Origin of the sequence: Mycobacterium sp. WUMAC-067 (assembly GCF_020217485.1) — a bacterium.
Classification (GTDB): domain Bacteria; phylum Actinomycetota; class Actinomycetes; order Mycobacteriales; family Mycobacteriaceae; genus Mycobacterium.
This window is the reverse complement of the sequence record NZ_JAEKMI010000004.1, coordinates 1-13023: the sequence shown is the minus strand read 5'-3', so window position 1 is coordinate 13023 and position 13023 is coordinate 1. Positions and strand designations below refer to the sequence as shown.

Genomic DNA, 13023 nt, shown 5'->3' with positions numbered 1-13023 from the left:
CTGCAATTGGCAGCAGCGTTACGCTCGCGGAATGAAACCTGGTGAGACCGTCGCCGACTTCGAACTGCCCGACCAGACCGGCACGCCGCGCAAGCTCAGCGAACTGCTCGCGAGCGGGCCCGTCGTCCTGTTCTTCTACCCGGCCGCCATGACGCCCGGCTGCACCAAAGAAGCGTGCCACTTCCGCGACCTGGCCTCCGAATTCGCCGCGGTCGGGGCCAACCGGGTGGGCATCAGCGCCGACCCCGTGCAAAAACAGGCCAAGTTCGCCGACCTGCGGAAGTTCGACTACCCGCTGCTGTCGGACACCGACGGCACCGTCGCCGCGCAGTTCGGCGTCAAGCGCGGCCTGCTGGGCAAGCTGATGCCCGTCAAGCGCACCACGTTCGTCATCGACACCGACCGCACGGTCCTCGAGGTGATCTCCAGCGAATTCAACATGGACACCCACGCGGACAAGGCACTCGCAACGCTGCGCACCCGGTCCTAGCCGACCTCACGGGCTGATCGCCAGGAAGACGTAGGCGGCCAGCAGCACCAGGTGCACCTCGCCCTGCAGCCGGGTGGCCCGCCCGGGCACGACGGTCAGCACGCTGATCACGACGGTCAGCGCGAGCAGCACCAGCTGGATGGGGCCGAGGCCGAGCACCAGCGGCCCCTTCAGCCAGATCGACGCCAGCGCGATCGTCGGGATGGTCAGCCCGATGCTGGCCATCGCCGAGCCGTAAGCCAGGTTCAGGCTGGTCTGGATGCGGCCCTTGCGCGCCGCCCGGGCCGCCGCGAGCGTCTCCGGCAGCAGCACCAGCGCCGCGATGATCACACCCACGAACGACTGCGGCAAGCCCGCCACCGTCACCGCGTGCTCGACGGCCGGCGACTCCTCCTCGGCCAGGCCCACCACCGCCACCAGCGCGCAGAGCAGCAGCGCCAGGCTGCTCAGCGCCTGCCGCCTGCTGGGTGGATCCGCGTGACTCTCGTCCTCGAATACGCGCTTTTGGCCCCTCTGCGCGATCGGCAGGAAGAAGTTGCGGTGCCGCACGGTCTGGGTGAACACGAACAGCAGGTACACCAAGAGCGTGGCGATCGCGGCGAAGGTGAGCTGGCTGGGGGTGAACTCCCTGGCCGGGTTGCTGGTGGTGAAGGCGGGCAGGACGAGGCTCAGCGTGGCCACCGTGGTGACCGTGGCCAGCGCGGCGCCGGCGCCTTCGGCGTTGAACAGCGTCACGCCGTAGCGCCGCGAGCCGAGCAGCAGCGACAAACCGGCGATCCCGTTGGTGGTGATCATCAGCGCGGCGAACGCGGTGTCCCTGGCCAGCGTCGCGGCCTCGTTGCCGCCGGACATCATCAGGGTGACGATGAGGGCCACCTCGATGATGGTGACGGCGGCCGCGAGCACCAGCGACCCGAACGGTTCGCCGACCCGGTGTGCGACGACCTCCGCGTGATGCACCGCGGCGACCACGGCGCCGACGAGAAACAGCGCGGCGACCCCGACCAGTACGGGTCCCAGCGTCTCGCCCCATATCAAGGCCAGCACGACGACGGCAAGCACCGGAACAACCACGTTCCAGGACAAGACGTCCCGGGACAACCATTTCGACATTGCCTGCCATTCTTGTCGAAGTCATGCGCCGGCGCCCGCCGAAAGTGACTGTGGACACATCGGCGGGTGCGCGCCAGTCGGTTAGCGCTCCGGTTGCAGCAGCGAGTCGGCGTCGAAGCAGCTGTGATCGCCGGTGTGGCAGGCGCCGCCGACCTGGTCGACCGTCAACAGCACGGTGTCCCCGTCACAGTCCAATCGCACCGAATGGACGTATTGGGTGTGGCCGGAGGTCGCGCCCTTCACCCACTGTTCGCGCCGCGACCGCGAATAGTACGTCGCCTCACGGGTTTCCAGGGTGCGGGCCAGGGCCGCGTCGTCCATCCAGGCGACCATCAGCACGTCGCCGCTGCCGCGCTCCTGCACGACGGCGGCGATCAGGCCGCCGGCGTTGCGCTTCAGGCGCGCAGCGATCTGCGGGTCGAGCGTCATCGGACGGTGATCCCCTCTTTGGCCATGGCGGCCTTCACCTGACCGATGGTCAGCTCCCGGAAGTGGAAAACGCTGGCCGCCAACACCGCATCGGCCCCGGCCGCGATCGCGGGCGCGAAGTGTTCGGCCGCCCCGGCGCCGCCGCTGGCGATGACGGGCACGGTCACCGCCGAGCGCACCGCCTGCAGCATCTCCAGGTCGAACCCCGCCTTGGTGCCGTCGGCGTCCATCGAGTTCAACAAAATCTCACCCACCCCCAGATCGGCTCCGCGAGAGGCCCATTCGACGGCGTCGAGCCCCGTGCCGCGCCGCCCGCCGTGGGTGGTGACCTCCCAGCCCGACGGGGTGGGCACCGCACCCGGTGGCACGGTGCGGGCGTCGACGGAGAGCACGATGCATTGGGATCCGAACTGCCGTGCCATCTCGCCCAGCAGTTCCGGCCGGGCGATCGCGGCGGTGTTGATCGAGACCTTGTCCGCCCCGGCACGCAGCAACACGTCGACGTCGGCCACGGTGCGCACCCCGCCGCCGACGGTCAGCGGGATGAAGACCTGCTCGGCCGTGCGCCGCACCACGTCCAGCATCGTGGACCTTCCCGACGACGACGCGGTCACGTCGAGAAAGGTGAGCTCGTCGGCGCCTTCGGCGTCATAGGCGGCCGCGAGTTCCACGGGATCGCCTGCGTCCCGGAGGTTTTCGAAATTGACCCCCTTGACCACCCGTCCGCCGTCGACGTCCAGGCACGGGATCACCCGGACCGCGAGGCCGCTGTGGTTCGCGTGCATGTCAGTAGTCCTCCGGTCGGCCGGTGCTGCGCAACAGGTCGAGGATCTCGGCGTGCGCGGCGGGGCCCGCCGCCACCGCGGAATCCGACGCGGGACTCCACGGCTCGCCGGCCAAGTCGGTGACGACGCCGCCGGCGGCCCGCACCAACGCGACCCCGGCGGCGTGGTCCCACACGTGCCCACCGAAACTGATTGCCGCACCGAGGATTCCGTCGGCGACATACGCGAGGTCGAGCCCGGTGGACCCGTGCATGCGCAACCGCGACGAGACCCGGCTCAGATTCTCCAGCACCGCGATCCGGTAGCGGCCCGGGAACCGGCCGCGGGCGTCCGCGCTGAACGATCCCGCGCCGACAAGGGCGTCGGCCAGGTCGATCGCCGTCAGCGGCGGCTGCGGGGCCCCGTTCTTCCGCAGCGGTCCACCCGACACCGCGGTGTAGCGCTGGTCCATGAACGGCAGCCAGGTCAGTCCGGCGACCGGGTCGCCGTGGTGCAGCAGGCCGAGCAGGATCCCGGCCATCGGCGATCCGGCCGCATAGTTGAAGGTGCCGTCGACGGGATCGAGCACCCACACCCAGGGTGAGTCGACCGCCGAACCGCCGAATTCCTCGCCGTGGACGCCGATCCCCGTGGCCTCGACCAGCGCGGCGACCACCTGACGCTCGATCGCGAGGTCCACGTCGGTGGCGAAGTCGTTGCCCTTCTTGCGCACCGCGGAGTCGGCACGGTGCCCGGCGAGGAAGGGTTCCGCAGCGTCGTCGAGGATTGCCGATGCCGTCTCGACCAACGCGTCCAAGTCCATGCCGTCGTTACTCTCCGACCGAGGCCAGCGCCTGCGGCAGCGTGAATCGCCCGGCGTAGAGGGCCTTACCGACGATGGCGCCCTCGACGCCGCGCCCGGTCAGGGTCGCGATTGCGCGCAGGTCGTCCAGGCTGGACACCCCGCCCGACGCGATCACCGGGACGTCGGTGCGGTCGGCGACGGCCGCCAGCAGCTCCAGGTTGGGCCCGCCCAGCGTCCCGTCCTTGGTGACGTCGGTGACCACGAATCGCGAACAGCCTTCGCGGTCAAGGCGTTCCAGCACCTCCCACAGGTCGCCGCCATCGGTTTCCCAGCCGCGCCCCCGCAGCCGGTGCGACCCGGCCGGATGGCTCTTGTCGATCTGGACGTCGAGCCCCACGGCGACCTTGTCGCCGTGCTCGCTGATCGCCCGGGCGCACCACTGCGGGTTCTCCAGCGCCGCCGTGCCCAGGTTCACCCGGGCGCAGCCGGTGGCCAGGGCCGCCGCCAGCGAGTCGTCGTCGCGGATCCCGCCGGACAACTCCACCTGCACGTCGAGCTTGCCGACCACCTCGGCGAGCAGTTCGCGGTTGGAACCGCGCCCGAAGGCCGCGTCCAGATCGACCAGATGGATCCATTCGGCGCCGTCGCGTTGCCAGGCCAGCGCGGCGTCCAGCGCCGAGCCGTATTCGGTTTCACTGCCCGCCTTGCCCTGCACCAGGCGCACGGCACGGCCGTCGACCACGTCGACCGCGGGCAACAAGATCAACACGCTTTCTCCTTTGCACCGAGACTGCAGTGAGCTACGGGTTCTCTCGGCGTTTGTGTCGTGGAATACAGTTTCGCGGAAGCGATCACAGTGCTTCCACCCAATTGCTCAACACGGCCGCGCCGGCGTCGCCGCTTTTCTCCGGGTGAAACTGGGTGGCCGACAACGGTCCTTCCTCGACCGCGGCCAGGAACGGCCCCTCGTGGGTGGCCCAGGTCAGCACCGCCTCGGGCGACCCCTCCCACTGCTGGGCGGCGTAGGAGTGCACGAAGTAGAACCGGGTCTCGGCGTCGAGCCCCTTGAACAGGACGCTGCCGGGCCCGGAATTCACGACGTTCCAACCCATGTGCGGGATCACCGGCGCCTGCAGCCGCGTCACGTATCCCGGCCACTGCCCGCATCCTTGGGTCTCCACGCTGAATTCGACGCCGCGGGCGAACAGGATCTGCATACCGACGCACACGCCCAGCACCGGGCGCCCGCCGGCGACCCGATCGGCGATGATGCGGTCCCCGTTGATCGTGCGCAGCCCCGTCATGCAGGCCTCGTAGGCGCCGACGCCGGGCACCACCAGTCCGTCGGCGGCGGCCGCGGCGTCGGCGTCGGCGGTCACCTCGACCGACGCACCGACCCGCTCGAGCGCGCGCTGAGCCGACCGCAGGTTGCCCGATCCGTAATCGAGGACAACGACCGATTTCTTTGTCACAGAACACCTTTGGTGGACGGCACGCCCGACACCCGCGGATCGGGCTCGACCGCCTGGCGCAACGCGCGGGCCACCGCCTTGTACTCCGCCTCGGTGATGTGGTGTGGGTCGCGCCCATACAGGACGCGCACGTGCAGCGCGATGCGCGCGTTGGCGGCCAGCGACTCGAACACGTGCCGGTTGATGACGGTGTGGTAGGGCACCGAGTTGCCGGCAATCGTGGTGTGCTGCAGGTGATCCGGCTCCCCGCTGTGCACACAGTAGGGCCGGCCGGACACGTCGACCGCCGCGTGGGCCAGCGTCTCGTCCATCGGGATGAAGGCGTCCCCGAACCGGCGGATGCCCCGCTTGTCACCCAGGGCCTGGCCGAGCGCCTGGCCCAGGGCGATGGCGGTGTCCTCGATGGTGTGATGACCCTCGATCTCGACGTCGCCCCTGGTGCGCACGGTCAGGTCGAAGCTGGCGTGACTGCCCAGCGCCGTGAGCATGTGGTCGTAGAACGGCACCCCGGTGTCGACGTCGACCTGGCCGGTGCCGTCGAGGTCGAGTTCGATGACGATGTCGGACTCCTTGGTGCGGCGCTCGATGCGCGCACGGCGGGCGGCTTGTCCGGTGTGGACGGTGGTCATGGCGCTCCTACGTTGACGGGGGCCAGTTCGGTGGCGGCGATCTGGGCGCTGGCCCGCAGGAAGGCGTCGTTCTCCTCGGCCAGGCCGGTGGTGGCGCGCAGGTAGCCGGGGATGCCGACGTCGCGGATCAGGACGCCGGCATCCAGATAGCGCTGCCAGGTCGCCGGCGCGTCGGCGAACTCCCCGAACAGCACGAAGTTGGCGTCGCTGGGAATCACCCGAAAACCCAGGCGGGTCAGCTCCGCCCCGACGCGCTCCCGTTCGGCGATCAGCGCCGCGACGCTGCCCAGCGTGTCGTCGGCGTGCCGCAGCGCGGCCCGCGCGGCAGCTTGCGTGACCGACGACAGGTGATACGGCAGCCGCACCAGCAGCATCGCGTCGATCACCGCCGGCGTGGCAACCAGGTAGCCGAGCCGGCCTCCCGCGAAGGCGAACGCCTTGCTCATGGTGCGCGAGACGATGAGCTTGGTCGGATACTCCCCCACCAACGCCACCGCGCTGGGCTCCGACGAGAATTCGCCGTAGGCCTCGTCGACGATCAGGATGCCCGGCACCACGTCGAGCAGCCGCCGCAGATCCGGCAGCGAAACACTCTGCCCGGACGGGTTGTTCGGGCTGGCGACGAACACCACGTCGGGCCGGCGCTCGGTGATGGCGGCCACCGCGGCCTCGACGTCGAGGCCGAAGTCGTCGGCACGGGCGGCCTGCAACCATTCGGTGCGGGTGCCGTCGGCGATGATCGGGTGCATCGAGTAGGAGGGAACGAACCCGATCGCCGTGCGCCCCGGGCCGCCGAACGCCTGCAGCAGTTGCTGCAGAATCTCGTTGGAACCGTTTGCCGCCCAGAGGTTTTCGACGCCGAGCTGAACCCCGGTCTGGGCGCTCAGGTACGCGGCCAGGTCGGTCCGCAGGGCGACCGCGTCGCGGTCGGGATAGCGGTGCAGGTCGGCGGCGGCGTCGGCGACCGAGCGCACCACGTCGTCCACCAGCGCCCTGCTGGGCGGGTGCGGGTTCTCGTTGGTGTTCAGCCGCACCGGGACCGCCAATTGCGGTGCGCCATAAGGCGATTTACCGCGCAGGTCGTCGCGCAGCGGCAGGTCGTCCAGTGTCGGTTGCTGCGGCCCGGTCATCGCTCGAACCTCCGCCGTACCGCCTCGCCGTGCGCCGGCAGGTCCTCGGCCTCGGCGAGTGTGATCACGTGCCCGGACACGTCTTTGAGCGCGGCCTCGGTGTAGTCGACGACGTGGATGCCGCGCAGGAAGGTCTGCACGGACAGTCCGCTGGAATGCCGGGCGCAGCCCGCGGTCGGCAGGACGTGATTGGATCCCGCACAGTAGTCGCCGAGGCTCACCGGCGAGTACGGGCCGACGAAAATGGCTCCGGCCGAACGTATTTGCCTGGCCACGCCGGCCGCGTCGGCGGTCTGGATCTCCAGGTGTTCGGCGGCGTAGGCGTTGACGACCTTGACGCCGGCGTCTATGTCGTCGACCAGGATGATCGCCGATTGGCGCCCGCCCAGCGCGGCGGTCACCCGCTCGCGGTGCACGGTCGTCCGCAACTGGGCGGCCAGTTCCTTGTCGGTGGCGGCGGCCAGGTCTTCGCTGGGGGTCACCAGCACGCTGCCGGCCATTTCGTCGTGTTCGGCCTGACTGATCATGTCGGCGGCCACATGCGCGGGGTCGGCGGTGTGGTCGGCCAGAATCGCGATCTCCGTCGGCCCGGCCTCGGCGTCGATGCCGACCCGCGAACGGCACAGCCGCTTGGCGGCGGTGACGTAGATGTTGCCGGGCCCGGTAATCATGTCGACGGCGGCCAGCTCCGCACCGTCGAGGTCGGTGCCGCCGTAGGCCAGCAGCGCCACCGCCTGGGCACCGCCGACGGCCCACACCTCGTCGACCCCCAGCAACCGGGCCGCGGCGAGGATCGTCGGGTGTGGCAGTCCGTCGAACTGGGCCTGCGGCGGGCTGGCCACCACCAGCGAGGCGACGCCGGCGGCCTGCGCCGGCACCACGTTCATCACCACGCTGGACGGGTACACGGCGTTGCCGCCGGGCACGTACAGGCCGACCCGCTCGACCGGTACCCACCGTTCGGTCACGGTCGCGCCGGGGCCGAGTGTCGTCGTGACGTCGGTGCGGCGCTGGTCAGCGTGCACCGCGCGGGTGCGTTCGATCATCACGCGCAGGGCTTCGGCGACCGCCGCGTCCAGTTCGGCGAGGGCCTTGTCGAGCGCCGCCGCGGGCACCCGGACGGCCGGGGGCCGCACCCCGTCGAAGGAGGCCCCGAAATCCAGGGCGGCCTCGGCGCCCCGCTCCGCGACGGCCTGCACGATCGGGCGCACGGTGGGCAGCACCGCCTCCACGTCGGCGCCGCCACGCGGCAGCGCCGACCGCAATCGGGCGGCCGTCAATTCCGCGCCCCGCAGGTCGATACGGGCCATCGGCGACGGCTGGGTGGTGCTCACGGTGTCCATTGTCCCAGAGGAACTCAAATCAATATCCGACCGGTAGTGTGCCGCTACAGAGGCCATACCCCGCGCTGAAAAGAAGAGCCAACCCAGGGAGCCCCCATGTCCGCCAAGGATCACCCCAACCACGCCCCCGGCGTCCCGATGGTCTTCCCGCCCTGGTTCGAGCGCTTTCAGATCAAGTACTTCAACCGGGCGGTCAGGCCGATCGTGCGCTACCTGCCCGGGACCGCGACGATCAAGCATCGTGGTCGCACCTCCGGCACGCCCTACGAGACCATCGTGACCACCTACCGCAAGGGCAACACCCTGGCGATCGCGCTGGGCCATGGCAAGACGAACTGGGTGAAGAACGTGCTGGCCGCCGGCGAGGCGGACGTGGAGTTGAGCCGCAATCGCACGCTGCACCTCATCAACCCGCGGATCCTGCCCGCCGGCTCCGACGGCGCCGGGCTGCCCGCGTTGGCGCGCCTGCAGCTGCGCGTGATCGGCGTTTTCGTCGCCGACATCGCCTGAGATCGGGCGCGCCGACTTGAGTGTGCGCCGACGGCTTTCAGTGTTAACCCACGGCGGCGACACGCCGACGATTCACGCGCAACACCGCTACATATCCAGGCCGATGTCGAGCACCCGCACCGAATGCGTCAGCGCGCCGACGGCCAGGTAGTCCACGCCGGTCCCGGCGTAGGCGGCGGCGTTCTCGAGGCTCAGGCCGCCGGACGACTCGAGCAGCACCGCGGGCGCGCGCGCATCCCGGCGTTGCACCGCCATCTGCGTCTGCCACACCGGGAAATTGTCCAGCAAAATCAGCTCGGGTTTTTCGGGCAGCACCTCGTCGAGCTGCTCGAGTGAATCCACTTCCACCTCGCACGGCAGATCCGGTGCCGCGTCGCGCACCGCGCGCAGCGCGTCGACCACCGAACCCGCGGCCACCACGTGGTTGTCCTTGATCAGCGCGGCATCGCCGAGCCCGAGGCGGTGGTTGACGCCCCCGCCGACGCGGACCGCATACTTCTGCAGTACCCGCAGGCCCGGCAGGGTTTTGCGGGTGTCGCGCACCTTGGCCTTGGTGCCGTGCACGGCGGCCACCCACTGCGCGGTCGTGGTGGCGATCCCCGACAGGTGGCAGATCAGGTTCAGCATCGTCCGCTCCGCGGTCAGCAGCCCGCGGGTTTCCGCCCGCACCGTGAGCACGGGCTGGCCCGCCTGCAGGTGGGCGCCGTCCTCGACGCGGTCGACGACCTCGTAGCCGCGCGTGCCGAGCACCTCGTCGAGCACCAGCAGCGCGATGTCGATGCCGGCGATCACGCCGGGCTGCCGGGGCACCATGGACGCGGTGGCCACGGCCTCGGCGGGCACCGTCGCCAGCGTGGTGACGTCGGGTCCATAACGCAGGTCCTCGACCAAACCGCGCCGGATGGTTTCGCGCGCGGCGGTGAGTTCACAGTCGGACATCGAGGTCATACGACCGCCGCCAACGCCTCCACCAGCACCGAGTGCTGGTCGTCGGCCAGTCGCAGCACGTTGCTGCGCGCCTGCTCGGCCACGGTCTGCCGATGTTCCTCGCGGTGGTGACAGCCCCGGCTCTCGGTGCGGGCCAGGGCCGCGGCCGTCACCGCGCGGGCGGCGACGGCCAGCGCCACATCCTCGAAATCCCGACGACCCGCCACGGCGCGCACCTGGGCCCGCGACAGCGTGGTGGACAGCCGGCTCAGCCCGGCGGCGTCGCGCACCACCGACGCGTCGCGGCCCATCGCGCGTTGCAGCTCGCCGCGCTCGGGCGCGGTGTGCACGACGGGCTCGGGCGCGACCGCCCGGACGGGCCCGGCCGCCGCGGCGTGCGCGGCCGCCGCCTTGCCGGCCCGGCCGCCCACCACCAGACCTTCCAACAGGCTGTTGGACGCCAGCCGGTTGGCGCCGTGCAGCCCGGTACGAGCCACCTCACCGGCGGCGAACAGCCCGGGCAGCTCGGTTTGGCCGCACACGTCGGTGACGATGCCCCCGCAGCTGTAATGCGCCCCGGGGACAACGGGAATGGGCTGGCGGACGGGGTCGATGCCGGCGGCCCGGCAGGCGGCCGTGACCGTCGGGAACCGGTTCGCAAAGTCCCCGATGTGGCGCGCGTCGAGGAAAACGCACGGGTCACCGGTGGCCTTCATCCGCGCGTCGATGGCGGCGGCGACGACATCGCGGGGCGCCAGGTCCCCCATCGGATGCACACCGGCCGTCACCGAATCCCCTTGCCGGTCAATCAGTCTCGCGCCCTCACCGCGGATGGCCTCGGTGACCAGCGGACGCCGCCCGCCGGCGGCCGTGGGCGCGTAGAGCATCGTGGGGTGGAACTGGATGAACTCGAGATCGCTGACCGCGACGCCGGCCCACAGGCCTAAGGCGATTCCGTCGCCGGTGGATCCCTCCGGGTTGGTGGTCGCGCCGTAGAGGTGTCCGAGGCCGCCGCTGGCGATGATCACCGAGGGCGCACTGACGATTCCGTATCCCTGCGGGTTGCCCACCAGGACGCCGGTCACGGCCGCCCCGTCGTGCAGCACGCGCAGGGCCACGTGCCCGGTGCGGATGTCCAGCGTGCGCGCGGCGTGGTCGAGTGCGCGCTGCACCTCGGCGCCGGTGGCGTCGCCCCCGGCGTGCACGATGCGCCGCCGCGAGTGCCCGCCCTCGCGCGTCAGTGCCCACTGGCCGGGGGCGGATTCGTCGAATCGCGCTCCGTCGCCGACCAATTCGGAGACGGCCGCGTACCCGTCGGCGACGATCGAGTAGACCGCCTGGGGATCGCACAGGCCCGCCCCGGCGACCACGGTGTCAGCGACGTGCGCCTCGACCGAGTCGTCGTTGTCGGGCAGGACGACCGCGATGCCGCCCTGCGCGTAGTGGGTCGCCGTCGCGCCGCGCGCCTGATCGGCCTTGCTCAGCACGACGACGCTGCGGCCGGCGCGATGGGCGGCCAGCGCCGCGGCCAATCCGGCGACGCCGGTGCCGATTACGACGACGTCGGCGCTATGAGTCCACTGGGGACGGGCGGTCATTCGCCACCGCCCGGCTGCCCGATCTCGATCATTCGCTGCACGCTGCGCCGGCCGGCCGCGGCGATGTCGGGGTCGACGTCGACTTCGTCGGCGCCCTCGACGAGGCAGCGCAGCAGGGCCGCCGGGGTGATCATCTTCATGAACTTGCAGGACGCGCGGTCGTTGACGGCGCGGAAGTCGACGTGCGGCGCGGCCCGCCGCAGCTGATACAGCATGCCGACCTCGGTGGCGACCAACACTTTTCGCGCGTCGGTCTGGTTCGCGGCGTCGAGCATGCCGCCGGTGGACAAGATCTTCACCCGGTCCGGGGGGAAGGCGCCCTCGCCGGCGAGGTACAGCGCCGAAGTGGCGCAACCACATTCGGGATGCACGAACAGTTCGGCGTCGGGGTTCGCGCGGGCCTGGTCGCCCAGTTCGTCGCCGTTGATCCCGGCGTGCACGTGGCATTCGCCGGCCCACACGTGCAGGTTCTTGCGGCCGGTGATCCGGCGCACATGGGCGCCGAGGAATTGATCCGGGCAGAACAGCACCTCGCGGTCCGGGTCGATGGACTCGACCACCTCGACCGCGTTGGACGACGTGCAGCAGATGTCGGTGAGCGCCTTGACCGCCGCCGTGGTGTTGACGTAGGAGACGACGACCGCGCCGGGGTGCTCGTCCTTCCAGGCGCGCAGCTCGTCGGCGGTGATGGAATCGGCCAGCGAGCAGCCGGCGCGCTGATCCGGGATGAGCACCGTTTTGTCGGGGCTGAGCATCTTGGCCGTCTCGGCCATGAAGTGCACACCGCAGAACACGATGGTGTCCTCGGCCGCCTCGGCGGCGATCCGCGACAGCGCCAGCGAGTCGCCCACATGGTCGGCGACGTCCTGGATCTCGGGCAGCTGGTAGTTGTGCGCGAGCACGGTGGCGCCACGCAATTTCGCCAGTCGGCGAATCTCTGCGGCCCACTGCGCGTCAGCGACCACGCCGGCGTAGCCGGTGGGTGAATCCGTAATGTCGGCAACCATGTCTTCGGCGAGCGTGTCCATGCGATTGATCACCGTCATGGGGGCTCCTTTCAGCCAGGAGGTTTTCGACTTATAATCGAAAACATGGCCCATCGTAGCACCGCCCACGAAGTGCTCGCGGTCGTGTTCCAGGTTCGGGAAGTCACCGAAGAGGTTGCGCGGGGCCGCACAACGGCGAAACCGCAGCTTAACGTGCTGTTATGGCAGCGCGCCAAGGATCCGCAGCGCGGCGCGTGGTCGCTGCCCGGCGGACAGGTGCGCAACGACGAGGACATGATCACCTCGGTCCGCCGCCAACTCGCCGAGAAGGTCGACCTCAAGGAGCTGGCACATCTGGAACAGCTCGCGGTGTTCTCCGACCCGCACCGGGTGCCGGGCGCCCGGGTGATCGCGTCCACCTTCCTGGGCCTGGTGCCCTCCCCCGCCAGCCCCGAACTACCGCCGGACACCCGCTGGCACCCGGTGAACCGCCTGCCGCCGATGGCCTTCGACCACGCCCCGATGGTGGACCACGCCCGCACCCGGCTGAACGCCAAACTGTCCTACACCAACATCGGATTCGCCTTGGCGCCAAGGGAATTCGCGCTCTCCACGCTGCGCGACATCTACGGAGCCGCGCTGGGATATCAGGTCGACGCGACGAACCTGCAGCGGGTGCTGGCGCGGCGCGGCGTCATCACCGCGACCGGCACCATCGCGCAATCCGGCCGCAGCGGCGGACGCCCCGCCGCGCTGTACCGGTTCACCGACGCGGCGTTGCGGGTCACCGATGAATTCGCCGCGCTCAGGCCGCCCGGGCTGCCCGG

15 protein-coding genes are annotated in these 13023 nt (G+C 70.4%); 3 read left to right on the top strand and 12 right to left on the bottom strand.

What is annotated here, in order from left to right; genetic code table 11:
* Positions 1-31: 31 nt before the first annotated feature.
* Entirely contained in the window at positions 32-490 is a 459-nt protein-coding gene (locus tag JF781_RS03755; RefSeq protein ID WP_225327465.1) for a peroxiredoxin, read from the top strand.
* 6 nt (positions 491-496) lie between these two features.
* Here JF781_RS03755 and JF781_RS03750 read toward each other — a convergent pair whose 3' ends face one another.
* From JF781_RS03750 to hisD, 9 genes are all read right to left on the bottom strand, one after another.
* Positions 497-1603, bottom strand: a complete 1107-nt coding sequence (locus JF781_RS03750; protein WP_225327464.1) for a calcium:proton antiporter — start codon at positions 1601-1603, stop codon at positions 497-499.
* Positions 1604-1684: 81 nt separating this feature from the next.
* Positions 1685-2032, bottom strand: a complete 348-nt coding sequence (gene hisI / locus JF781_RS03745; RefSeq protein ID WP_225327463.1) for a phosphoribosyl-AMP cyclohydrolase — start codon at positions 2030-2032, stop codon at positions 1685-1687.
* Positions 2029-2817, bottom strand: a complete 789-nt coding sequence (gene hisF / locus JF781_RS03740; protein WP_225327462.1) for an imidazole glycerol phosphate synthase subunit HisF — start codon at positions 2815-2817, stop codon at positions 2029-2031. The genes hisI and hisF overlap by 4 nt, the downstream gene beginning before the upstream one ends.
* A gap of 1 nt (position 2818) precedes the next feature.
* Complete coding sequence (locus tag JF781_RS03735) at positions 2819-3619, bottom strand: inositol monophosphatase family protein (protein WP_225327461.1); 801 nt, start codon at positions 3617-3619, stop codon at positions 2819-2821.
* 7 nt (positions 3620-3626) lie between these two features.
* Positions 3627-4370, bottom strand: a complete 744-nt coding sequence (gene priA, locus JF781_RS03730; protein WP_225327460.1) for a bifunctional 1-(5-phosphoribosyl)-5-((5-phosphoribosylamino)methylideneamino)imidazole-4-carboxamide isomerase/phosphoribosylanthranilate isomerase PriA — start codon at positions 4368-4370, stop codon at positions 3627-3629.
* Between the two features lie 82 nt (positions 4371-4452).
* The gene (gene hisH, locus JF781_RS03725; protein WP_225327459.1) at positions 4453-5073 is read right to left on the bottom strand and encodes an imidazole glycerol phosphate synthase subunit HisH; all 621 of its coding nucleotides are present in this window, start codon (positions 5071-5073) and stop codon (positions 4453-4455) included.
* Positions 5070-5702 carry an imidazoleglycerol-phosphate dehydratase HisB gene (hisB, locus tag JF781_RS03720; protein WP_225327458.1) on the bottom strand — a complete coding sequence of 211 codons (633 nt, stop codon included), beginning with the start codon at positions 5700-5702 and terminating at the stop codon, positions 5070-5072. Before hisB ends, hisH begins: the two co-directional genes overlap by 4 nt.
* A complete protein-coding gene (locus JF781_RS03715; protein ID WP_225327457.1) occupies positions 5699-6832 on the bottom strand; it encodes a histidinol-phosphate transaminase in 1134 nt (377 codons plus the stop codon). The genes hisB and JF781_RS03715 overlap by 4 nt, the downstream gene beginning before the upstream one ends.
* Positions 6829-8175 carry a histidinol dehydrogenase gene (hisD, locus tag JF781_RS03710; protein ID WP_225327456.1) on the bottom strand — a complete coding sequence of 449 codons (1347 nt, stop codon included), beginning with the start codon at positions 8173-8175 and terminating at the stop codon, positions 6829-6831. Before hisD ends, JF781_RS03715 begins: the two co-directional genes overlap by 4 nt.
* Before the next feature lie 96 nt (positions 8176-8271).
* Here hisD and JF781_RS03705 point away from each other — a divergent pair, with 96 nt between their 5' ends.
* Positions 8272-8685 carry a nitroreductase family deazaflavin-dependent oxidoreductase gene (locus tag JF781_RS03705; RefSeq protein ID WP_225327455.1) on the top strand — a complete coding sequence of 138 codons (414 nt, stop codon included), beginning with the start codon at positions 8272-8274 and terminating at the stop codon, positions 8683-8685.
* Between the two features lie 87 nt (positions 8686-8772).
* On the opposite strand, the gene nadC is transcribed toward JF781_RS03705, so the two are convergent.
* The 3 genes from nadC to nadA are packed head-to-tail and all read right to left on the bottom strand — an operon-like array spanning position 8773 to position 12256.
* Positions 8773-9633 (bottom strand): carboxylating nicotinate-nucleotide diphosphorylase, encoded by an 861-nt coding sequence (nadC, locus tag JF781_RS03700; protein ID WP_225327454.1) that lies wholly within the window; start codon positions 9631-9633, stop codon positions 8773-8775.
* Entirely contained in the window at positions 9630-11210 is a 1581-nt protein-coding gene (locus JF781_RS03695) for an L-aspartate oxidase (RefSeq protein ID WP_225341142.1), read from the bottom strand. Before JF781_RS03695 ends, nadC begins: the two co-directional genes overlap by 4 nt.
* Complete coding sequence (gene nadA / locus JF781_RS03690) at positions 11207-12256, bottom strand: quinolinate synthase NadA (RefSeq protein WP_225330647.1); 1050 nt, start codon at positions 12254-12256, stop codon at positions 11207-11209. Before nadA ends, JF781_RS03695 begins: the two co-directional genes overlap by 4 nt.
* Positions 12257-12301: 45 nt before the next feature.
* On the opposite strand from nadA, the gene JF781_RS03685 reads away from it, so the two are divergent.
* A partial coding sequence (locus tag JF781_RS03685; RefSeq protein ID WP_225330648.1) for an NUDIX domain-containing protein occupies positions 12302-13023 on the top strand: 722 nt, incomplete at its 3' end.